The organism is Pseudomonas sp. SWRI68 (assembly GCF_014269165.1).
Lineage (GTDB): Bacteria > Pseudomonadota > Gammaproteobacteria > Pseudomonadales > Pseudomonadaceae > Aquipseudomonas > Aquipseudomonas capeferrum.
Genome location: NZ_JABWRU010000005.1, coordinates 224660 through 245888 on the forward strand (window position 1 = coordinate 224660; position 21229 = coordinate 245888).

General features: G+C 64.6%; 16 protein-coding genes. 11 read left to right on the top strand and 5 right to left on the bottom strand.

Features of this window, described 5'->3' with window-relative positions; translation table 11 throughout:
* Positions 1 to 3: 3 nt before the first annotated feature.
* The 3 genes from HU770_RS10620 to HU770_RS10630 are packed head-to-tail and all read left to right on the top strand — an operon-like array spanning position 4 to position 3689.
* On the top strand, positions 4 to 1737 hold the full coding sequence (locus tag HU770_RS10620; RefSeq protein WP_186659141.1) for an ABC transporter ATP-binding protein: 1734 nt from the start codon (positions 4 to 6) through the stop codon (positions 1735 to 1737).
* Positions 1727 to 2404, top strand: coding sequence for a peptidase S8 and S53 subtilisin kexin sedolisin (locus HU770_RS10625; protein ID WP_186663632.1), 678 nt, complete (start codon positions 1727 to 1729; stop codon positions 2402 to 2404). The genes HU770_RS10620 and HU770_RS10625 overlap by 11 nt, the downstream gene beginning before the upstream one ends.
* Positions 2397 to 3689, top strand: a complete 1293-nt coding sequence (locus tag HU770_RS10630; RefSeq protein WP_186663633.1) for a tryptophan 7-halogenase — start codon at positions 2397 to 2399, stop codon at positions 3687 to 3689. The genes HU770_RS10625 and HU770_RS10630 overlap by 8 nt, the downstream gene beginning before the upstream one ends.
* A gap of 81 nt (positions 3690 to 3770) precedes the next feature.
* Here the strand turns inward: HU770_RS10630 and HU770_RS10635 are convergent, their stop codons facing one another.
* Together HU770_RS10635 and HU770_RS10640 are read right to left on the bottom strand one after the other, a co-directional pair.
* On the bottom strand, positions 3771 to 5084 hold the full coding sequence (locus HU770_RS10635) for a hypothetical protein (protein ID WP_186663634.1): 1314 nt from the start codon (positions 5082 to 5084) through the stop codon (positions 3771 to 3773).
* A gap of 137 nt (positions 5085 to 5221) precedes the next feature.
* A complete protein-coding gene (locus HU770_RS10640) occupies positions 5222 to 6715 on the bottom strand; it encodes an aldehyde dehydrogenase family protein (RefSeq protein ID WP_186663635.1) in 1494 nt (497 codons plus the stop codon).
* A 411-nt stretch (positions 6716 to 7126) separates the two neighbouring features.
* Here HU770_RS10640 and peaA point away from each other — a divergent pair, with 411 nt between their 5' ends.
* The 5 genes from peaA to HU770_RS10665 all read left to right on the top strand — a co-directional run bounded on the left by peaA (position 7127) and on the right by HU770_RS10665 (position 13424).
* Positions 7127 to 8692: a quinohemoprotein amine dehydrogenase subunit alpha gene (peaA, locus tag HU770_RS10645; RefSeq protein WP_186659119.1), complete on the top strand. Its 1566-nt coding sequence runs from the start codon at positions 7127 to 7129 to the stop codon at positions 8690 to 8692.
* A gap of 47 nt (positions 8693 to 8739) precedes the next feature.
* The gene (gene peaB, locus HU770_RS10650) at positions 8740 to 10170 is read left to right on the top strand and encodes a quinohemoprotein amine dehydrogenase maturation protein (RefSeq protein ID WP_186663636.1); all 1431 of its coding nucleotides are present in this window, start codon (positions 8740 to 8742) and stop codon (positions 10168 to 10170) included.
* A 1-nt stretch (position 10171) separates the two neighbouring features.
* Complete coding sequence (gene qhpC, locus HU770_RS10655; RefSeq protein ID WP_008091708.1) at positions 10172 to 10495, top strand: quinohemoprotein amine dehydrogenase subunit gamma; 324 nt, start codon at positions 10172 to 10174, stop codon at positions 10493 to 10495.
* Between the two features lie 32 nt (positions 10496 to 10527).
* Entirely contained in the window at positions 10528 to 11649 is a 1122-nt protein-coding gene (gene peaD, locus HU770_RS10660) for a quinohemoprotein amine dehydrogenase subunit beta (protein ID WP_186663637.1), read from the top strand.
* Positions 11650 to 11750: 101 nt separating this feature from the next.
* On the top strand, positions 11751 to 13424 hold the full coding sequence (locus tag HU770_RS10665) for a fatty acid CoA ligase family protein (RefSeq protein ID WP_186663638.1): 1674 nt from the start codon (positions 11751 to 11753) through the stop codon (positions 13422 to 13424).
* 21 nt (positions 13425 to 13445) lie between these two features.
* Here the strand turns inward: HU770_RS10665 and mobA are convergent, their stop codons facing one another.
* Positions 13446 to 14024, bottom strand: coding sequence for a molybdenum cofactor guanylyltransferase MobA (gene mobA, locus HU770_RS10670; RefSeq protein ID WP_186663639.1), 579 nt, complete (start codon positions 14022 to 14024; stop codon positions 13446 to 13448).
* Between the two features lie 182 nt (positions 14025 to 14206).
* Here mobA and HU770_RS10675 point away from each other — a divergent pair, with 182 nt between their 5' ends.
* Positions 14207 to 14485 (top strand): HU family DNA-binding protein, encoded by a 279-nt coding sequence (locus HU770_RS10675; protein WP_186659104.1) that lies wholly within the window; start codon positions 14207 to 14209, stop codon positions 14483 to 14485.
* Positions 14486 to 14553: 68 nt separating this feature from the next.
* On the opposite strand, the gene HU770_RS10680 is transcribed toward HU770_RS10675, so the two are convergent.
* On the bottom strand, positions 14554 to 17682 hold the full coding sequence (locus HU770_RS10680; RefSeq protein ID WP_186663640.1) for an efflux RND transporter permease subunit: 3129 nt from the start codon (positions 17680 to 17682) through the stop codon (positions 14554 to 14556).
* A gap of 11 nt (positions 17683 to 17693) precedes the next feature.
* Positions 17694 to 18881 carry an efflux RND transporter periplasmic adaptor subunit gene (locus tag HU770_RS10685; RefSeq protein ID WP_186663641.1) on the bottom strand — a complete coding sequence of 396 codons (1188 nt, stop codon included), beginning with the start codon at positions 18879 to 18881 and terminating at the stop codon, positions 17694 to 17696.
* A 212-nt stretch (positions 18882 to 19093) separates the two neighbouring features.
* Here HU770_RS10685 and HU770_RS10690 point away from each other — a divergent pair, with 212 nt between their 5' ends.
* The gene (locus tag HU770_RS10690; protein ID WP_033697621.1) at positions 19094 to 19795 is read left to right on the top strand and encodes a response regulator transcription factor; all 702 of its coding nucleotides are present in this window, start codon (positions 19094 to 19096) and stop codon (positions 19793 to 19795) included.
* 6 nt (positions 19796 to 19801) lie between these two features.
* Positions 19802 to 21103: an ATP-binding protein gene (locus HU770_RS10695; protein ID WP_186659089.1), complete on the top strand. Its 1302-nt coding sequence runs from the start codon at positions 19802 to 19804 to the stop codon at positions 21101 to 21103.
* Positions 21104 to 21229: the final 126 nt, after the last annotated feature.

Below are 21229 nucleotides of genomic sequence, written 5' to 3' on the forward strand. Positions count from 1 at the left end.
ACCATGGGCCCATTGTTCGCAAGGCTGGTGGACTCCAGCGACCCTGTACTCATGCGCCAGGCGTTGGCCTGGCTGTATGGTTTCGTGCGCCCCCATCGGCGCGCCATCGGGCTGTTGCTCGGTTTGTCGCTGGGTGCCTCGCTGCTGGCGCTGGCACAGCCCTGGCTGGTCAAAACGCTGATCGACGAGGGGCTGTTGGCCAAGGATTACCAGACCCTCTGGCACATGGCGGCGATCATGATCGGCGCGGGCCTGCTGGGCACGGTGCTGGCCGGGGTCAACCGCTACCTGCATACGCGCCTGTCGGGGCGCATCCTGTTTGCCCTGCGTGATGACCTTTATCGGCACCTGCAGCAGTTGTCGCCAACGTTCTATGGGCGGCGGCGCATGGGCGACATTCTTTCGCGGCTGGATGGCGACGTGGCAGAGATCCAGCGCTTTGCCGTGGATTCGCTGTTTTCCGCGGTTTCGGCGGTGATTGGCCTGGTGGGCGCGGTGGCGTTGATGCTGATGCTGTCGTGGCAGCTGTCGCTGTTGCTGGCGCTGCTGGTGCCGATCGAGGTGCTGTGGCTGCGCTGGATGCGGCGCAAGGTGGAGCGCGAAGTGCGCAACCTGCGCGAGCGCTCGGCGGATGTTTCGTCGTTCCTGGTCGAGACCTTGCCGGCGATGAAGTTCATTCAGGCGGCCGGCCAGCAAGGCCGCGAGGCAGGGCGGCTGGATCAGCTTGGCCAGGGTTACATGCGCCAGTTGCTGAAGGTGCAGGTGACCGAATTCTTCACCCAGGCCATCCCCGGCACGCTCACTTCCTGGTGCCGCGCTTGCGCGTTTCTGGTGGGCGGCTGGTGGGTGATCCAGGGGACGTGGCAGTTGGGTGCGCTGATCGCTTTTTCCACCTACATGGGCATGGCGGTAGGCCCGGTGCAGAGCCTGCTGGGCCTGTACGTGGCGGTGCAGCGCATGGCAGTGAGCCTGGGGCGGGTGATGGAGCTGAAGCGCGAGGCCGTGGCCGTGCGCCCGGCAGCCAACCCGCAACCCATTCCGGACGGGCCGGGCGAATTGCGCCTGGAGACGTTGAGCTTTGCCCATGAAGGGCGGCAAGGTACCGTGCTGGACAACGTGCAGCTATGCGTGCCGGGTGGCCTGAAGGTGGCCATCAGCGGTGCCTCGGGGGTGGGCAAGTCGACCCTCATCGACTTGCTGCAGCGCTTCTACGACCCGGACGCCGGACGCATTCTGCTGGATGGTACTGATCTGCGCGAACTGGACCTGGCCGCGCTGCGCCGTCGTATAGCCGTTGTCAGCCAGGACATCGTGCTGTTCCGCGGCACGCTTGCGCAAAACCTGGCCTACGGCGTGCCGGAAGCCAGCCGTGCAGAGCTGGAGCGTGTGGTGAGCCTGGCGCGACTGGACAGCCTGGTCGAAAGCCTGCCGTTGGGCCTGGACGGCTTGCTGGGCGAGCGGGGCCAGCAGTTGTCCGGCGGCCAGAAGCAACGCATCGCCATCGCCCGTGCGGTACTGCAGGCCCCGGCGATTCTGGTGCTGGACGAGGCCACCTCGGCAGTGGACGAAGCCACCGAGCGCGAAGTGATCGCGGCCATCGACCAACTGTTCGCCGGCCGCACGCGCATCCTGATCAGCCACCGCGCGTCGATACTCGCCGATGCCGACCTGCACTTGCAGCTGCATGACGGCCAGTTGCGGGTGCTGCCGCAGGAGGTGATCAAGCATGGGCACTGACTTGCGTATGGGCATCATCGACAGTGGCTGTTCGCCGCAGCAGGCCAGCGGTTTGCTGGGCGCCCGGCGTTTCTGGCTGGAGGACGGTCAGCTGCGTGAAGGAGAAATGCTGCCCGACCAGCTAGGGCATGGCAGCGCGGTACTTGCCAGCTTGCAGCGTGAGGCCGGGCCGATGCCGGTACTGGTGGCCCAGGTGTTCAGCGACCAGGCCAGTACCAGTGCCCTGCAGGTGGCTGCGGCGCTGCTGTGGCTGGTGGAGGCGGGGGCTACGCTGGTCAACCTCAGCCTGGGGTTACAGCACGACCGGCCTGTGCTGCATCAGGCCTGTGCCGAAGCGCTGGCTTGCGGTGTGTTGTTGTGTGCATCCAGCCCGGCACAGGGTGGACCGGTGTACCCGGCCAGCTACCCTGGGGTGATCCGGGTTACCGGTGATGCGCGTTGCGCGCCCGGCCAGTGGTCCTGGCTTGGCACCCGGCAGGCAGCTTTCGGCGGTTATGTAGGTGCGGGCGGCAGAGCGGGCGCGAGCTTGGGCTGTGCAGCTTTGAGCGGCAGGATTGCGGCGTTGCTGCGTGACGAACCGGGTATGGATCGCCAGCAGGTCCATGACTGGTTGCGCGATCACGCGACGTTCATCGGCCCTGAACGACGAGGTGCCAGCCGTGGCTGATGCGCGCATTGTGGTGCTGGGCGCCGGCCCTGCAGGTGCTGCCACGGCCATCGGCTTGCGGCGGCTGGGCTACACCGTGACGGTGGTGTCGCAGTGGCGCCGTTTCGCGGCAGTTGAAGGGGTTTCGCAACGGGTGCTGGAGGGCTTGCGGCATGCGGGCCTTGGTGGGGCCTTGAGCCAGGCGGCCATGCCGGCTACCCGGCAGGTGCACTGGAATGGCCAGCACCTGCACATGAACCAGGAATTTCTGCTGGATCGACAGCGGTTTGACCGGGCGCTGCGCGAGGACCTTCAGCGTGCGGGCGTGAGTGTGGTCGAGGGGCGGGTGCGCGAGCTCGTGCACGAGGGCGGTCATCGTGTTCGTCTGGACGATGGGCAGGTACTGATCGCTGATTTTCTCGTTGAGGCCCGAGGCCGTCAGGCACCGCTGGCCGCGGACCGCCTGCGCGGGCCGGAAACTGTCAGCCTGCTCAATGCCTGGCAGGGTAGCCCAGGGGCGCCTGCCTCGGCAGTGGAAAGCCTGGAGGATGGCTGGGCGTGGATGGCGCGGCTGGAGGATGGCCGCTGTTACTGGCAAGTCACGCTGGACGCCGCTGGGCTGCCGGGCAAGTCCGAGCTGGCCGCCTACTGCGCTGAGCGCCGAGGTCAGAGTTCTCTTGTAGCCGAACTGTTCGGGGCGCGAGCTCTGGAGCCGGCGCAGGTGCATGCACGCAGCAGCACGGCAATTTTGGCGGGCGATTGCGTCGGGGAAGACTGGCTGCGGGTAGGTGATGCCGCCATGGCGGTTGACCCCTTGTCGGGGAATGGCATTTTCCAGTCACTGTCTTCCGCGCTGCAGGCGCCTGTGGTGATCAACACCTTGCTGCGCAAACCCGAACGCGCAGGGCTGGCGCGCCAGTTTCATCAGCAGCGGATCGAGCAGTTGTTCCTGCGCTTTGCTCGCATTGGCCGGGATTTCTATGCCCAGGAGCAACGCCGGGCGGGGCAACCGTTCTGGGCCCGGCGTCAGGGCTGGCCGGATGCCCAGCCGCTGCACCTGAGCGCGGACTGGCGCGCGGTGCGAGTGGCGCGGCAGCCGGTGCTGCGTGACGGGCTGGTGGATGAGGCCGAGGTCGTGGTGACGACGGACCAGCCGCTGGGGGTTTGGCATTTGCAAGGTGTGGAGCTGGCGCCGATAGTTCGCGTGCTGCAGGCCGGCCAGGCGCTCAGTGTCGTGCTTGAGGGGCAGCAGGTCGAGCATCAGAAAATGCTGCGACGTTGGCTCACAGAGCAGGGCTATGCCTGAGAACCCAGGGCTGCATGGCGGCCCCAGGGTCCCGAATCGGAGCCTCTGAACTGCTATTCGCTTGCCCCCCGGGGTTGCAGGTCAGAAAAAGGTCCCGACCACCAACTGCATATAGGTGCCGGTGTCACGGCTGCCCATCTGCGTGCCGCCATTGGCCACACTGCGCTCAGGCTTGTAGAACCCCACCAGCGGGCTGATCAGCAGGTGGTCGTTGACCATCCACTCCACATACAGGTCCAGCTCCCGCCCGCCGAGGTTGCCCTGGTCGGTGTCCAGCGTATCGAAGTCGAAGTACAGCGCGCCGACGGTCAGGTTGTCCCGTGGCTTGCCTTTGAGCGCCACGTGGTGCACCTGGCTGTTCTTGTTGAACGGCCCGGCATAGTTGGCCGCCACTTCACCCTGGAACCAGGTACCGTAGCCTCGGCTCAGGCCATAGAACAGCGGGTCGAAGCCTTCGGAGAAGCGGCTGTAGCGGTAGGTGGCAGTGGGTGACCAGGGCAGCTCGGAGAAGGTCCAGTTGCCCTCCAGGTACCAGGCATTCTCGCGCCCGCCGGTTTTGTCCTGGGTCACGTACTCGGCAGCCAGCTCGAGGTCTTTCACGCCCAGGTTGCCACGCCCGCGCAGGCTGGCGGTGTCCATGCCGTCGCGGTGCTCCAGGCCCATGATCTGCGCGTAGCGCTGGTCTACGTCCAGGCCGCGGATCCAGCTGAGGCCAACGGTGCCGGCCTCGGCGACGTGTTCCAGGTTGGCCACCGCCAGGGAGGTGTCGGCCTGGTAGTGGTTGTCGGACTTGAGCCACATCAGGTCGCCGCGCCAGCCCTGCTTGCCGCCCAGGCGCAGCACGGCGGTGCGGTCGAAGGCTTTGCGCGCGGCCAGGTAATAGGCGCCGCCGCGGTCAAAGTTGGCGCCCAGGTCGACCTTGCCCAAGTTGACCGGGTCGCCCTGGATCAGGAAGCCATCGCCCAGGCTGACCACCTGACGGCCGCCAGAGAGGTCGATGCCATCCTCGCCCAGTGCTGGGAACAGGTTGGCCGAACGCCAGCCCAGGTACAGGTCTTCGATGGCCGTGCGGCGTTCATCGCCCAGGGTCAGGCCAGCGGCGTCGCCATCGCCCCAGGTGGCGGAACTGAGCAGGTTGAAGGCGCCATACAGTGCGCCGTTGTCGGCCAGGGCCTGGCTGGCACTGAGGCCGTACTTGACGTAGCCCTCGCGCCAGTTGCTGCTGCCGGGTTGGCGGTTACCGGCCTGGTTGTAGCTTTCGTCGCTGTGGAATGCACCGAACAAGGCTTCGAGGTCGGCGTCGAGGGTGGTGCCGTTTTGGTTGTACAGCGCGTGGGCCTGGGCGGCAGGTGCAGCCAACAGCAGGGCCAATGTGCAGGCGAGTGTGTGCCTCATGGTGTGCTCCAAGGTTCTTTATTGTTGTTTTTGCGCTGCCTGTGCCGGCCGATTCGCCGGTGAACCCGCTGCCACAGGTACCTCACAGCTTTCGCGTTCAGTGGTGTACCTGTGCAAGGGCCGGTAGCGGCTGAAGGTCAGAGCTTGATCAGCACCGACTTGAGTTCGGTGTAGTGCTCGATGGCCGCCGCACCCATTTCGCGGCCGACGCCGGACATCTTGTAGCCACCGAATGGCAGGGCAGGGTCGAGCGCGCTGTGGCAGTTGACCCACACCGACCCGGACTTGATCCGCGGAATCATCCGATGCACCGCCCCCAGGTCGTTCGACCAGATGCTCGCCCCCAGCCCATAGGGGTTGTCGTTGGCCATGCCGATCACCTCGTCGATGTCATCGAACGGCATCGCCACCAGCACCGGCCCGAAGATTTCTTCCTGCACCAGGCGGTGGCGCTGATCGACATCGACGATGACGGTCGGCTTGACGAAGTACCCCGGCCCGAAGCTTTCGCCACCGCAGGCAATGGTTGCGCCCAGCTCGCGGCCGAGCTCGATGTAGCCGGTGACGCGGTCCTGCTGCTTGGCCGAGATCAGCGGGCCCATTTGCACCGCTGGGTCCAACCCGCTGCCGAGCTTCATGCCGTTGGCAATGCCGGCGATGTCGGCCACCACGTTGTCGAAGTGCTTGCGGTGCACGTACAGCCGCGAGCCTGCGCAGCACACTTGGCCCTGGTTGAAGAAGATTGCCGTGGCGGCGCCGGCGGCGGCTTCTTGCAGGTTGGCGTCGGGCATGACGATGGTCGGCGACTTGCCGCCGAGTTCCAGGGTGACGCGGGTCATGTTGTCCATGGCCGCCTTGCCGATCAGCTTGCCGACTTCGGTCGAGCCGGTGAAGGTCAGCTTGTCGACGCCCGGGTGACGGCTGAGCGCCGCACCGGCATTCAGGCCGGTGCCGGTAATCACGTTGAGCACGCCGGCCGGGTAGCCGGCTTCGTCCACCAGTTCGGCCAGTTTGAGCGCGGTCAGTGGGGTTTCGTCGGCGGGCTTGAGCACCACCGTGCAGCCGGTGGCCAAGGCCGGGCCCAGCTTCCAGCAGGCCAGCAGCAGCGGGAAGTTCCAGGCGACGATGGCGCCCACCACGCCAACCGCCTCGCGGCGGACAAAGCCGTGGAACTGGTCGTTGGGCATCAACGGCATCGAAGGTTCGACGGTGCTACCCTCGATCTTGGTGGCCCAGCCGGCCATGTAGCGCAAGAAATCGATGGCCAACTGCACGTCCATGACCTTGGCCACGGCGGCGCTCTTACCGTTGTTCAGGCACTCAAGCTCAGCCAGTTGTTGCGCATCGCGCTCCATGAGGTCGGCCAGACGCCACAGCATGTTCTGGCGCTCTCGCGGGCGCAGGCGGCTCCACGGCGAATCGTCGAAGGCCTGGCGCGCGGCACGTACGGCGCGGTCGACATCTTCGGCGTCGGCGGCGGGCACCTCACCGAGCACCTCGCCAGTGGCCGGGTTGCGAAACGACAGGGTGCGCCCGCTGGCGGCGTCCTGCCAGTTGGCGCCGATGCGCATCTTCAGCTTGCGTTCGAGGAAGGCGCGGGTGGCGGGCAGGATGGGCAGTTCGGAAAGCATGGGGCAGTGCCTCTTGTCATTGGAATGTGAGAGGCGGTTGCGCAATGGCCGTGCCAAGGTCGCCGATTGGCTGCAAGGGCTTGAGGCGCTTGGGGTTTGCCGCCGTGCAAGGTTGCGATTGCAGGGTTGCGCTGTTGCACATTGAGACGCTGTGAGACGGTGGTGAAACACTGCCTGCACTGGCCTCTTTGCGGGGCAGGGCCCTGTCTCAACATGAAACACACTGTCGCGAAATGGCACGCTCCGACAAGGCTCAGGTTCGCCTTCACGACCGTTAAAAACCTACTAAGAGGCTGAAATTCAACACATTTGAAGCAGGTGGCACAGTTCCTGTATCGCCAGAGTCACATGCACATCTGCTGTACCAAAGCGTGCAAAAACGATAAGAACAACAACCGTGGAGGTCTGACCTTGAAGACGACTCGACTCCGGCGGCATGCGGGCAAACTGGCGCTGGTCGCCGCCGCGCTGCTGAGCACCCAGGCCATGGCGGCCGAGCAGGGCCCGAGCCTGTTGCAAACCAAGTGCATGGGTTGCCATATCCCCGAGGGCAACGACAACTACAGCCGCATCAGCCATCAGCGCAAGACGCCCGAAGGCTGGCTGATGAGCATCGCCCGCATGCAGGTCATGCACGGCCTGCAGATCAGCGACGATGATCGGCGCACCCTGGTCAAGTACCTGGCCGACAAGCAGGGCCTGGCGCCCAGTGAAACCGACGGCGTGCGCTACGCCATGGAGCGCCGGCTGAACACGGTCGAGCACTTCGACCAACAGCTCAGTGAAACCTGTGGCCGTTGCCACTCCGGTGCCCGGGTCGCCTTGCAACGCCGCCCGGCCCAGGAATGGGAACACCTGGTCAACTTCCACCTCGGCCAATGGCCGTCCCTCGAATACCAGGCCCAGGCCCGCGATCGCGACTGGCTGGAAATCGCCCTCAAGCAAATGGTGCCGGACCTGGCCAAGCGCTTCCCGCTCGACAGCCCGGCTTGGGCCCAATGGCAGCAGGCCCGGCCCAAGGCCGATGCGTTGCCAGGGCAGTGGGCGTTCAGCGGCCACATGTTGGCCAAAGGCGATGTCCGCGGGGTGATGACTGTCAGTGCGGGGGAGGGCGACACCTTCAAGGTCGAGGTCAACGGCAGCTACGCCGACGGTACGCCGTTCACGGGCAGCGGCTCGGCGATTCTCTACAACGGCTATGAATGGCGCGGCAACGTGAAAGTCGGCGACAGCAACCTGCGCCAGGTATTCGCGGCGCTGGATGGCGAGATGAAAGGCCGCATGTTCGAGGCCGATCACGATGAGCGCGGCCTGGATTTCAGCGCCGTGAAAGCGGACAAGGCACGCCTGCTGGCAGTGCAGCCGGCGTACATCAAAGTGGGTGCCGAAAGCGAGATCACCCTGGTCGGCAGCGGCCTGTCGGGCAAGCCGGAACTGGGCGCAGGTGTTGAAGTGACCGAAGTACTTGAGGCCACGCCGACCCTGATGCGGGTCAAGGCGCGCGCGGCGGCAGACGCCAAGCCAGGCCAGCGAGAAGTGGCGGTGGGCGCGCTCAAGGGCGTCAACCTGGCGGTGTACGACAAGGTCGACGAGGTCAAGGTGGTGCCGGCGTTCTCCATCGCCCGCATCGGCGAGAACGGCGCTTCGGTACCGAAGGTGCAAGGGCGTTTCGAAGCCGAAGCCTGGGGCAGGGACGCCAGCGGCCAGCCGCTGCGCATCGGTTACCTGCCGGCCAAATGGAAGGTCGAGCCGTTCAACGAGCGTGCAGTCGAGGACGAGGACGTCAAGTTCGCCGGCCAGATGCAGGCCGACGGGGTCTTCGTGCCCGGCGGCGCAGGGCCTAACCCGGCACGCAAGATGATGACCAACAACGCGGGCAACCTGAAGGTCATTGCCACCCTGGCTGACGGCGGCCAGACCGGCGAGGGCCACATGATCGTCACCGTCCAACGCTGGAACAACCCGCCCTTGCCATAAGGCAGGTGTGAACGCGTTTTCCAACGGATCGATTATCGGAGGTCGCCATGGGCGCACAATTGAACCTGGTCGAACGCAACCTGCACGAAGTGCAGGTCGATGCCGACCGCATGTTGTTTCATATCCCCAGCAGCTCGCTGTTTGCCACTGACGCGGTAACCGGCGGCATCATCGACACCCTGCGCCAGCAAGGCTGCTCTGCCGAAGAGCTGATGCAGCGCCTCGGCCAGCAGTTTGCCGGCGTCGATATCCAAGAGACCCTGCGCGAGCTGATCGCCCTGGAAGTGGTCAGCGACGGCTCGCCACTGACGCCGGAAATCGCCCTCAAGCAGGTCGAGCGCACGGCGTTGAACACGGTGGTGCTCAACGTCAACACCGGCTGCAACCTCAGTTGCACCTACTGCTACAAGGAGGACCTGGACAAACCTTCGGCCGGCAAGAAGATGAGTACCGCCACCGCCGAGGCATCGGTGGAGATGCTGCTCAAGGAATCGCCCGACGAGCAACGCTACAGCGTGGTGTTCTTCGGCGGTGAGCCGTTGTCCAACCGGCCTTTGATCGAGCACATGGTGGCCTACTGCGAGCGGCGTTTTGCCGAGGCTGGCAAGCAGGTGGAGTTCATCATGACCACCAACGCCACCTTGCTGACCGAAGAGATCATCGACTGGCTCAACGCCCATCGCTTCGGCTTGTCGATCAGTATCGACGGGCCCAAGACCGTGCATGACCGCAACCGCATCACCGTGGGCGGGCAGGGCACCTACGACGTGGTGCGGCGCAAGGCGGAGATGCTGCTGTCGCGCTACAACAGCCGCCCAGTGGGGGCGCGGGTGACCCTGACCCGTGGCATCACCGATGTCGAGACCATCTGGCATCACCTGTTCAACGAGTTGGGCTTTGCAGAGGTCGGTTTCGCTCCGGTGACCTCCGGCGACCTGTCGGCGTTCAACCTCACCGGCGACGAGCTGGTGCAGGTGTTCGCCAATATGAAAACCCTGGGCCGACGCTACCTGGAAGCAGCGCTGGAGCACCGCAACATCGGCTTCTCCAACTTGCACCAGCTGATCACCGACATCCACGAAGGCCACAAGAAAGCCCTGCCATGCGGCGCCGGGTTGAAGATGCTGGCGGTAGACCACGAAGGCGAGCTGAACCTGTGCCACCGCTTCACCGGCTCCAGCCTGCCGACCTTTGGCAATGTGCACCAAGGCGTCAAACAAGCGCAGCTCAATGACTTCCTGTCGCAACGCCTGGACCGCAGCAACACGGGGTGCGAAAGCTGCCGTATCCGCAACCTGTGCTCCGGCGGCTGCTACCACGAAAGCTACGCACGCTACGGCGACCCGCAGCACCCCACCTACCACTACTGCGAACTGATGCGCGACTGGGTCGACTTCGGCATCGAAGTCTACAGCCGCATCATGGCCGCCAACCCGGCCTTCATCGACCGCTATATCACCCCGCGGAAGGCGCACTGACATGAAGCACTTGAAGCCCCTGAACAACAAGGCGCGCATCCTCGAACAGGCCGCTGCCGAAGACCGTGTTGAAGAGGTCATGGCGATGAGCGCGGTGGCCGGCTGTACCGCCACCACCGACCCGGGTTGGGAGGTGGACGCCTTCGGCGGCGTGAGCTCACTGTGCCAACCCATGGAGGCCGACCTCTATGGCTGTTCTGACCCCTGCTGGTGGCCGGCTCAGGTGCCGGACATGATGAGCACCTACCAGGACTGGAACGCCCAGGCGACCAACTCCCAGGACGACTGGCGCAACCTTGGCACCGTGTTCCCGAAAGACAAGTGACCGGCCCAACAAGAATGACAAGGGGAAACCGCATGAAACCTGGACTCTGCGCGCAGCTCGCGCTCACCGTCGCCACCACGGCCAGCGCCTGGGCGGTACAGGCTGACGACACCGGGCCGGCCTTGAAGGCTGGCCATGAATACTTGATCGTGACCAACTACCCGAACAACCTGCACGTGGTCGATGTGGCCACGGATGTGGTGTACAAGAGCTGCCGCATGCCTGACGCGTTCGGCCCCGGCACCGCGATGATGGCGCCCGACAACCGCACCGCCTATGTGCTCAACAACCATTACGGCGACCTCTACGGCATCGACCTGGACACCTGCAAGACCACCTTCCACGCCAGTTTGTCCAGTGTGCCCGGGGAGGTCGGCAAATCGATGTATTCCTTTGCCATCAGCCCGGACGGTAAAGAGGTGTATGCCACGGTCAACCCGACCCAGCGGCTGAACGATCACTATGTGGTCAAGCCGCCGCGCCTGGAGGTGTTCCGCACCGCCGATGGCCTCGATGCCAAACCTGCACGTACCTTCCCGATGCCGCGCCAGGTGTACCTGATGCGCGCCGCCGACGATGGCAGCCTGTTCGTGGCCGGCCCGGACATCTACAAGATGGACGTGCAAACCGGCAAGTACGAGGTGGCATTGCCGTTGCGCAACTGGAACCGGCCCGGCTACAGCGCCCCGGACGTGCTGTATTTCTGGCCGCACCAGAGCGCCCGGCACGAGTTTTCGATGCTCTACACCATCGCCAAGTTCAAGGACGACAAGCAGGACCCGGCCACCGCCGAGCTGCTCTATGGTTACCTGAGTGTGGACCTGAAGACCGGCAAGACCCACACCCAGGAGTTTGCCGACCTGACCGAGCTGTACTTCACCGGGTTGCGTTCGCCGAAGGATCCGAACCAGATCTACGGTGTGCTCAACCGCCTGGCGCGGTATGACATCAAGGAACGCAAACTGATCAAGGCAGCTAACCTTGAACACACCTATTACTGCGTGGCCTTCGACAAGAAGGGCGACAAGCTGTACCTGGGCGGTACCTTCAACGACCTGGCGGTGTTCGACCCGCAGACGCTGGAGAAAGTGAAGAACATCAAGCTGCCGGGTGGGGACATGTCGACCACTACGCCGCAGGTGTTTGTCAGGTAGGGCGGATAAACCCGCTCCCACAGGGCGTGCAGTACCTGTGGGGGCGGTGTTGGCCTGCGCAAGGGCCGGCCAATCAACACAAGAACAACAAGAGCGCACCCATGACCCAGCCAAGCTACTCCCAGGGCGACCAGGGCAAGGCCTTGCTTACCCAATGCATCGGCGACGCCTTCGACACCACCGTGGCCCGCTTCCCCGACCGCGAAGCCCTGGTCGTTCACCACCAATCATTGCGCTACACCTGGCGGCAACTGGCCGCAGCCGTCGACCGGCACGCCCGCGCGCTCATGGCCCTGGGCGTGCAACCGGGCGACCGCCTGGGCATCTGGGCCCCCAACTGTGCCCAGTGGTGCATTACCCAATTCGCCAGCGCCAAGGTCGGGGCAATCCTGGTCAACATCAACCCGGCCTACCGCACAAGCGAACTGGACTACGCCCTGGTCCAGTCGGGTTGCCGTTGGGTGATCTGCGCCGACGCCTTCAAGACTTCCGATTACCACGCCATGCTGCTCGGCCTGGTCCCGGGCCTTGCCCATGGCACGCCGGGCGCACTGGCCTGCGAGCGCTTCCCCGAACTGCGCGGGGTGGTGAGCCTGGCTGCGGCACCGCCGCCGGGCTTTATGGCCTGGGACGCCTTGCAGGCTCGCGCCGATGCGGTCAGCGCCGAGGCCCTTGCGGCGCGCCAGGCGCAACTGCACTGTGACGACCCGATCAACATCCAGTACACCTCCGGCACTACCGGCTTCCCCAAGGGCGCCACGCTGAGCCACAGCAACATCCTCAACAATGGCTACATGGTCGGCGAAAGCCTCGGCCTGACCGAGCATGATCGCTTGGTGGTGCCGGTACCGCTGTACCACTGCTTTGGCATGGTCATGGCCAACCTGGGCTGCATGACCCATGGCAGTACGCTGATCTACCCCAACGATGCGTTCGACCCGTTGGCCACGTTACGCGCGGTCGCCGAAGAGAAGGCCACGGCACTGTACGGCGTACCGACCATGTTCATCGCCGAACTGGATCACCCGCAACGTCACGCGTTCGACCTCTCGAGCCTGCGCACCGGCATCATGGCCGGCGCCACCTGCCCGATCGAAGTCATGCGCCGGGTCATCGACGAGATGCACATGGCCGAGGTGCAGATTGCCTACGGCATGACCGAAACCAGCCCGGTGTCATTGCAGACCGGCGCCAATGATGACCTGGAACGGCGGGTGAGCAGTGTCGGGCGGACCCAGCCGCGGCTGGAGAACAAGGTCGTCGATGGCGATGGCCACAGCGTGCCGCGCGGTGAGATCGGCGAGCTCTGTACCCGTGGTTACAGCGTGATGCTGGGCTACTGGAACAACCCCAAGGCCACGGCCGAAAGCATCGATGCCGAAGGCTGGATGCATACCGGTGACCTGGCGGTGATGGACGAGCAGGGCTATGTGCGCATCGTCGGGCGCAGCAAGGACATGATCATTCGGGGCGGCGAGAACATCTACCCGCGTGAGCTGGAGGAGTTTTTCTTCACTCACCCGGCGGTCGCCGACGTGCAGGTGATTGGCGTGCCGTGCAGCAAGTATGGCGAGGAGATCGTTGCCTGGGTGCGGTTGCATCCGGGGCATACGGCCACTGAAGACGAGCTGCGCGAATGGGCAAGGGCGCGGATTGCCCATTTCAAGGTGCCGCGCTACTTCCGTTTTGTCGATGAGTTCCCGATGACGGTGACCGGCAAGGTGCAGAAGTTCAGAATGCGCGAGATCAGCGTCGGGGAGCTGTCGGCTGGTTAATGCGTGAAGGAAATCGACCTTTCAGCCCTGCAGCAGGTCAGGGCTATTGAAATTGCTCAACCTGCGGTCATCCTCGGCACACTCCAGCCCCTGCACCGGCTCAAGCAGCAGGGCCTTCTGCAAACTCCGCTCACCGGCCGCCCAGGCCTGCTGCAGCATCGGTAACAGCCTGCGCGGCAATACACTGAACATCGGTTGCCAGTAACCGCCCTGGCGCACCATCGCCGCACTGTTGCCAGTCACGGCCAACTGCAGCAATTCCTCGATCAACACTAGGTCGATCAGCGGCGCATCGCAGCCCAGCACCACCACCCATTCGTGCCGCGCCGCGGCAAGGCCGGCGATCACCCCGGCCAACGGCCCGGGGAAGTCCGGGTCGGCGTCCCCGACCAACTGGTCGGCATAGGCCCGATAGGCCGCCTGGTTGCGGTTGCAGGATATCACCAGGTCATCGCTCAACGGCCGCACCACGCGCTGTACATGCGCCACCAGCGGCTCGCCCTTCCAGGCCAGCAACCCCTTGTCGCGGCCGCCCATGCGCTGGCCACGGCCGCCGGCGAGGATGAGAACAGAACAGCAGGGCAAGGGGGGGCAGGTCATCGGGCAGTTTCCAAGGTTCAAGGCTTGGCAACCTCCCATGCCTGGAAGTGAATGTCCAGATTGGCAGAACAACAGGGTGCGCGACCTGACATTTTTACCAGTTGTGGGCTTACCCCAATGGGCCCCTAAATACGCCGACGGCGCTGTCCTGGGGACAAGCCTGCAAACCAAGGAGCGAGTCTATGAACAAAGGCGAACTGACCAAGTCCATCGCGGAAAAGGCAGAAGTCTCAAAGTTGAAGGCTGCAAAAGCCCTCGATGCTTTCATTGAAGAAGTTACCCAAGCGTTGAAGACGGGAGACCAGGTTGCCCTGGTTGGCTTCGGTACGTTCAAGTTGAAGCACAGGCCTGCTCGGGTTGGCCGAAATCCTCGGACCAAGGCGCCGCTGAATATCCCTGCAGCAAACAAGGCTGCTTTCACAGCGGGCACGAAGCTAAAGGCGGCGGTTAACAAAAAGTAGCGGGTTAACCAGAACAGGAGCGTTGAGCGCAATGCCAACGCTCCTGTTCATCGGCTTACCCCGACCTGTCAGCCTTCAGTGGCGTGGCTGGCTCGCGCCTCAGGCTTGGCCTTACCCCGCCCGGCCAGGCGCATCACCACCACGAAGAACACGGGCACGAACACCACCGCCAGGGTTGCGCTGAGCATGCCGCCGATCACCCCGATACCAATCGCCTGCTGGCTCGCCGAGCTGGCGCCGGTGGCGACGGCCAGGGGGACCACGCCGAGGATGAAGGCCAGCGAGGTCATGACGATCGGCCGCAGGCGCAGGCGGGCTGCCTGTACCGCAGCGTCCACGGCATCGACGCCCTGGTCCATCAGGCTCTTGGCGAACTCGATGATGAGGATCGCGTTCTTTGCCGAAAGGCCGATCAGGGTGATCACGCCGACCTTGAAGAACACGTCATTGGGCATGCCGCACAGGGTTACGGCCAGCACCGCACCGAGCACACCGAGCGGAACTACCAACAGCACGGCGGTCGGGATCGACCAGCTTTCGTACAGCGCTGCCAGGCACAGGAACACCACCAGCAGCGACAGCGCCATCAGCATCGGTGCTTGGCTGCCGGACAGCCGCTCTTGCAGGGACAAGCCGGTCCACTCCAGGCCCGCACCGGCGGGCAGTTGCGCGACCAGGCGCTCGACTTCGGCCATGGCTTCGCCCGAGCTGTAGCCCGCGGCCGGTTCACCGGAGATCGAAACCGCCGGGTAACCGTTGTAGCGCGTCAGTTGTACCGGGCCGCTGACCCATTTCGCCTGAACGAAGGCCCCCAGCGGTACCATCTTGCCGCTGCTGTTGCGCACGTGGATTTTCAGCAGGTCTTCGACCTGGCTGCGCTGGTCGCCCTCGGCCTGCACCACCACCCGCTGCATACGGCCCTGGTTGGGGAAGTCGTTGACGTAGCTGGAGCCTACGGCGGTATCCAGCACCGCGCCGATGTCGGCGAACGACACACCCAGGGCATTGGCTTGGCGACGGTCGATTTCCAGTTGTACCTGTGGGCTTTCGGCCAGCGAAGCCTCGCGCACGTTGGTCAGCACCTTGCTCTTGCCGGCATTGGCCAGCAATGCATCGCGCGCGGCCATCAGTTCAGTGTGGCCCATGCCACCCCGGTCCTGCAGGCGGAACTCGAAACCGGTCGACTCACCCAGGCCATCGATAGGGGGCGGCAGTACAGCGTAGGCCACGGCATCCTTGAGCTGGGTGAAAGCCATAGTGGCGCGGTCGGCGATCGACTGGGCGCTGTCGTCGGCACCGCGCTCGGACCAGTCCTTGAGCGTGGTGAAGGCCAGCGCCGCGTTCTGCCCGCTGCCGGAGAAGCTGAAGCCGAGGATCAGCGTGGTGTTGCCTACACCCGGTTCTTCGGCGTTATGCGCCTCGATCTGGGCGGCCACCTGCTCGGTGCGCATGCGGCTGGCACCGGGCGGCAGCTGGATGTCGGTGATGGTGTAGCCCTGGTCTTCGGTCGGCAGGAACGCTGTGGGCAGCTGGCTGAAGCCATAGCCCAGCACGGCCAGCAGCACGCCATACACCAGCAAGTAACGGCCGCTGCGTTTGAGCGCGTGCACGACCCAGCGCTGGTAGCCGTTGCTCATGCTATCGAAGCGTCGGTTGAACCAGCCGAAGAAGCCCTTGCGTTCGTGGTGCTCACCTTTGGCCAGCGGCTTGAGCAGGGTGGCGCACAGGGCAGGGGTCAGGCTCAGGGCAAGAAACGCCGAGAACAGAATCGACACCGCCATGGACACCGAGAACTGCTGGTAGATCACCCCCACCGAACCTTTCATGAAGGCCATTGGCAGGAACACCGCCACTAGCACCAGGGTGATGCCGACGATCGCCCCGCTGATCTGGCCCATGGCCTTGCGCGTGGCTTGCTTGGGCGGCAGGCCTTCTTCGGCCATGATCCGCTCGACGTTTTCCACCACCACGATGGCATCGTCGACCAGGATGCCGATGGCCAGCACCATGCCGAACAGGGTCAGCACGTTGACCGAGAAGCCCATGGCCATCATCACGGCGAAGGTGCCCATCAGTGCCACCGGCACCACCAGCGTCGGGATCAGCGTGTAGCGAAGGTTCTGCAGGAACAGGAACATCACCGCGAACACCAGCAACATGGCCTCGAACAGGGTGTTGATCACCTGCTGGATGGACACCTTGACGAAGGGCGAGGTGTCATAAGGGATGTCGTATTTCACCCCCTCCGGGAAGTAGCGCGACAACTCCTGCATTTTCGCCCGCACCAGGTCGGCGGTTTCCATGGCGTTTGCGCCGGGGGCCAACTGCACGCTGAAGGCGGTGGCTGGCTTGCCGTTCAGGCGCGTGCCGTACTGGTATTCCTGGGCGCCGATCTCGACTCGGGCGACATCGCCGATGGTCACGCTGGAGCCGTCCGCGTTGGCGCGCAACACGATGGCCGCGAATTCCTCGGGGGTGCTCAACTGGCCCTTGACCAGCACGTTGGCGGTGATTTCCTGGGTGCCACGGGCGGGCAGGTCACCAATGCTGCCGGGGGCGACCTGGGCGTTCTGTGCGCTGATGGCGTCGGCTACGTCGTTAGGCGTGAGGTTGAAGCCGATCAGCTTGCTCGGGTCGATCCAGATCCGCATGGCGCGCTCGGAGCCATACAGCTGGGCCTTGCCGACGCCTTTGAGGCGACGGATTTCGTTCATCACGTTGCGTGCGAGGATATCCGACAGGGCGGTTTCGTCGAGCTTGCCGTCTTCCGAGGTCAGGGTGGCCAGCAGCAGGAAGCCGGTGGATACCTTTTCCACTTGCAGGCCCTGCTGGGTCACGGGGCGGGGCAGGCGCGACTCGACCACCTTCAGGCGGTTCTGCACATCGACCTGGGCCAGGTCAGGGTGGGTGCCAGGCTCGAAGGTGGCGGTGATGGTGGCGCTGCCCAGGCTGCTTTGCGACTCGAAATACAACAGGTTGTCGGCACCGTTGAGCTCCTGCTCGATCAGGCTGACCACGCTTTCGTCCATGGTCGCCGCCGAGGCGCCAGGGTACACGGCATAGATTTCCACCTGTGGCGGGGCCACGTTGGGGTACTGGGCCACCGGCAACTGCGGGATGGCCAAGGCACCGGCCAGCAGGATGAACAATGCGACAACCCAGGCGAATACCGGGCGGTCAATGAAGAATTGCGGCATGGGTCAGCCCCTCACTGGCTGTTGTGCTGTGCGATGGGCGGCGCGCCGGGCGTTGTGCCCTGGCTCGCTTCGACCTGCACCTGGTCGCCGGCCTTGACGTGCTGCAGGCCTTCGATAACCACTTGTTCACCGGGCGCCAAGCCTTCGCTGACGACCCAGCGGTCGCCCTGGGCATTGCCCAGCACCACCTGACGGTCGCTGATGCGGGCCTGCGGGTCGACCACCAGCACTTTCGGCACGCCGGCGCTGTCGCGCAGGATGGCGCGCTGCGGCACGCTGAGGCCTTTGGGCTGCACCGCCTGCTCCAGGCGCACGCGCACGTAGCTGCCTGGCAGCAGGTCGAGGTCCGGGTTGGGGAACTCGCTGCGCAGGGTGATCTGGTTGGTGCTCGGGTCGACGCTGATGTCGGAGAACAGCAACTTGCCGGGCAACGGGTAGGCGCTGCCATCGTCCTGGATCAGTGTGGCGCGGGCCTGGCCGTCGCCGACCTGCTGCAGCTCGCCGGCACGCAGGGCACGGCGCAGGGCGTTGAGCTCGCGGGTCGACTGGGTGACGTCGGCGTGAATCGGGTCCAGTTGCTGGATGGTGGCCAGCGGCGTGCTCTCGTTTTGCCCAACCAGTGCGCCTTCGGTCACCAGCGCACGGCCGATGCGCCCGGAGATCGGCGCGGTGACCGTGGCATAACCCAGGTTCAGGCGGGCGCGTTCCAGGGCGGCCTTGGCTTCGGACACTTCGGCGTCGGCCTGCAGGAAGCTGGCCCGGGCATTGTCGTATTCCTGGCGGCTCACGGCCTTTTCGTCGACCAGCTCGCCGTAGCGTTGCTCTTGCAGGCGCGCTTGATACAGGTTGGCCTGGGCCTTGGCCAGGGTGGCGCGGGCGCTGTCGTGGTCGGCCTTGAACGGCGCCGGGTCGATCAGAAACAGTACGTCGCCTTGCTTGACGTCGCTGCCTTCACGGTACACCCGCTTGAGCACCACGCCGGCCACCCGTGCGCGCACTTCGGCAGTGCGCGGGGCGAGGATCCGGCCGCTGAGTTCGCTGCTGATGGCCAGTGGCTGCAATTGCAGGGTTTCCACGCGGACGTGGGGGGCGGGGGTTTTTTCTTCCTGCTCGTTGCTGTCGCCACAGCCGGCCAGGGAGATGCTCAGAAACGCCAGTAGCGCCACGGGGCGCAGGCGAGGAATACGGGTAATAAGCATACGGATCTTCCGATGATGACCGTGCGTATGCTAAGGCAGACGGCGTTCCGGTGCCTGTTAATACCTGTAGGGCGTGTGTGAAAAAGTGTGAAGAAAAATCCTGTCGCTATAGGGGATTCTATATTCTGCCTGTAACCCTGTGTGCTGGACCCTTCGCCGGCAAGCCCGCGAAGAGGCCGGCGACGTCTTCACTGAATTCTACCCAAACGCCTATGCCGAATATTCTCCTGGTCGAGGACGACAGCGCCCTGTCCGAACTGATCGCCAGCTACCTGCAACGCAACGACTTTCATGTCCGGGTGATCGCCCGCGGCGATCATGTGCTGGAGGCCTTGCGCCAGGACAAACCCGACTTGGTCATCCTCGATCTGATGCTGCCAGGTATCGATGGCCTGCAGGTGTGCCGCCTGCTGCGCCAGGAATCGCAGAGCCTGCCGATCCTGATGCTGACGGCCCGCGACGACAGCCACGACCAGGTGCTGGGCCTGGAGATGGGCGCCGACGACTACGTGACCAAACCGTGCGAGCCCCGTGTGCTGCTGGCGCGTGTACGGACCTTGCTGCGCCGCAGCGGCGTTCACGAGCCGCGCCTGGACAGCGAGCAGATCCTGGTCGGCTGCTTGCGCATCGACCTGGCCGAGCGCCTGGTCAGCTGGCGCGGTGAAGAAGTGGAGCTTTCCAGCGGCGAATACAACCTGTTGGTGGTGCTGGCGCGCAATGCCGGTGAAGTGCTCAGCCGCGACCGCATCCTCCAGCAATTGCGCGGCATCGAGTTCAACGGCACCGACCGCTCGGTGGATGTCGCCATTTCCAAGCTGCGCCGCAAGTTCGACGACAGCGCTGGCGAGGCCCGCAAGATCAAGACCGTGTGGGGCAAAGGTTACCTGTTCAGCCGCGTCGAGTGGGAGTGCTGACCGAGTATGCTGAAGATCCTGGTGCGCCTCTACCTGGTGATCATCGTCGCCTACGCCGGTGCGCTGCTGTTCATTCCCGACACCATCGTCGGGCTGTTCCATGATCGCTTCATGGCCTACAACCTGGACCAGGCCAAAGGCGTGCAGTCGCTGATCGTGCGCCAGTTCCAGCAAGCCCCGCGCGAGCGCTGGCCTGCGGTGGAGCAAGACCTGGCAGACGCCTTCGCACCGCTCGAAATCAAGCTGTTGCGCAGGGACCAGGCCGAGCTGAGCGAGGATGAACAGGCGCGCCTGGAGCACGGGTCGTACGCCGTGCGCATCGCCGACTGGGGCTATTACGAGACGGTGCTGGCACCGCTCGACAAGGACTGGCTGGTGCGCCTGCATGCGCCCCCGGACCCACTGGACATCAACGTGCTGTCGTGGGGCGTCACGGTGTTGATCGGCGCGGCCATGCTCGGTTGCCTGCTGCTGTGGGTATGGCCGCACTGGCGCGACCTGGAGCGGCTCAAAGAAACCGCCCGGCGCCTGGGCCAGGGGCAGATGGCGGAACGCACGCACATCTCGTCGCACTCGAACATCGGCGAACTGGCCGGGGTGTTCGACACCATGGCCAGCGACCTGGAGCGCCACGTCAACCAGCAGCGCGAGCTGCTCAATGCGGTATCCCATGAGCTGCGCACACCGCTGACTCGCCTGGACTTCGGCCTTGTGCTGCTGTTCGACGAGGTGCCGCCCACCAGCCGCAAGCGCCTGCTGGAGCTGGTTGGGCACGTGCGTGAGCTGGACGAATTGGTGCTCGAGCTACTGTCCTACAGCCGCCTGTACAACGCCGACCAGGCCCGTGAGCGGGTCGAGGTGTCGTTGCTGGAGCTGGTCGACAGTGTGCTTGGCGGCTTTGCCGAAGAGCTCGACAGCCGCGGCATCCAGTGGGAAGTGCGTGCCGAGCGTGAGCTGCCGCGGTTCGTGCTCGACCCACGGCTGACAGCCCGGGCGGTGCAGAACCTGGTGCGCAATGCGATGCGTTATTGCGACGAAAACCTGTTGTTGAGGTTGCGGCTTGAAGAGGACGGCGCTTGCCTGCTGACGGTCGAGGACGACGGGATCGGCATTCCGGTTGAAGAACGTGAGCGGATCTTCCAGCCGTTCTATCGCCTGGACCGTAGCCGTGACCGCAATACTGGTGGTTTCGGCCTGGGGCTGGCGATCAGCCGGCGGGCCATCGAAGGGCAGGGCGGCACGTTGACGGTGGCGCAGTCTGCGCTGGGCGGGGCGCAGTTCAGGATTCGCCTGCCTGCGGGTGGGTAGGTTCGCTCTGCTGGGCAGTCCACAGCACGAAGCGATCTTTACCGTTGTGCTTGGCCTCATATAACGCCTGATCCGCCTTGACCAGCACCCTGGTCAAGGTATCTGCAGGGTCCACTGGGGCCAGCC

What these genes read in the sequence shown, in the direction of transcription:
- HU770_RS10685 (WP_186663641.1), bottom strand. Translation starts at nt 18,881, where the DNA reads ATGCTTATTACCCGTATTCCTCGCCTGCGCCCCGTGGCGCTACTGGCG.
- HU770_RS10665 (WP_186663638.1), top strand. Translation starts at nt 11,751, where the DNA reads ATGACCCAGCCAAGCTACTCCCAGGGCGACCAGGGCAAGGCCTTGCTT.
- HU770_RS10680 (WP_186663640.1), bottom strand. Translation starts at nt 17,682, where the DNA reads ATGCCGCAATTCTTCATTGACCGCCCGGTATTCGCCTGGGTTGTCGCA.
- peaB (WP_186663636.1), top strand. Translation starts at nt 8,740, where the DNA reads ATGGGCGCACAATTGAACCTGGTCGAACGCAACCTGCACGAAGTGCAG.
- HU770_RS10640 (WP_186663635.1), bottom strand. Translation starts at nt 6,715, where the DNA reads ATGCTTTCCGAACTGCCCATCCTGCCCGCCACCCGCGCCTTCCTCGAA.
- peaD (WP_186663637.1), top strand. Translation starts at nt 10,528, where the DNA reads ATGAAACCTGGACTCTGCGCGCAGCTCGCGCTCACCGTCGCCACCACG.
- HU770_RS10695 (WP_186659089.1), top strand. Translation starts at nt 19,802, where the DNA reads ATGCTGAAGATCCTGGTGCGCCTCTACCTGGTGATCATCGTCGCCTAC.
- HU770_RS10635 (WP_186663634.1), bottom strand. Translation starts at nt 5,084, where the DNA reads ATGAGGCACACACTCGCCTGCACATTGGCCCTGCTGTTGGCTGCACCT.
- HU770_RS10620 (WP_186659141.1), top strand. Translation starts at nt 4, where the DNA reads ATGGGCCCATTGTTCGCAAGGCTGGTGGACTCCAGCGACCCTGTACTC.
- HU770_RS10690 (WP_033697621.1), top strand. Translation starts at nt 19,094, where the DNA reads ATGCCGAATATTCTCCTGGTCGAGGACGACAGCGCCCTGTCCGAACTG.
- HU770_RS10625 (WP_186663632.1), top strand. Translation starts at nt 1,727, where the DNA reads ATGGGCACTGACTTGCGTATGGGCATCATCGACAGTGGCTGTTCGCCG.
- mobA (WP_186663639.1), bottom strand. Translation starts at nt 14,024, where the DNA reads ATGACCTGCCCCCCCTTGCCCTGCTGTTCTGTTCTCATCCTCGCCGGC.
- qhpC (WP_008091708.1), top strand. Translation starts at nt 10,172, where the DNA reads ATGAAGCACTTGAAGCCCCTGAACAACAAGGCGCGCATCCTCGAACAG.
- HU770_RS10675 (WP_186659104.1), top strand. Translation starts at nt 14,207, where the DNA reads ATGAACAAAGGCGAACTGACCAAGTCCATCGCGGAAAAGGCAGAAGTC.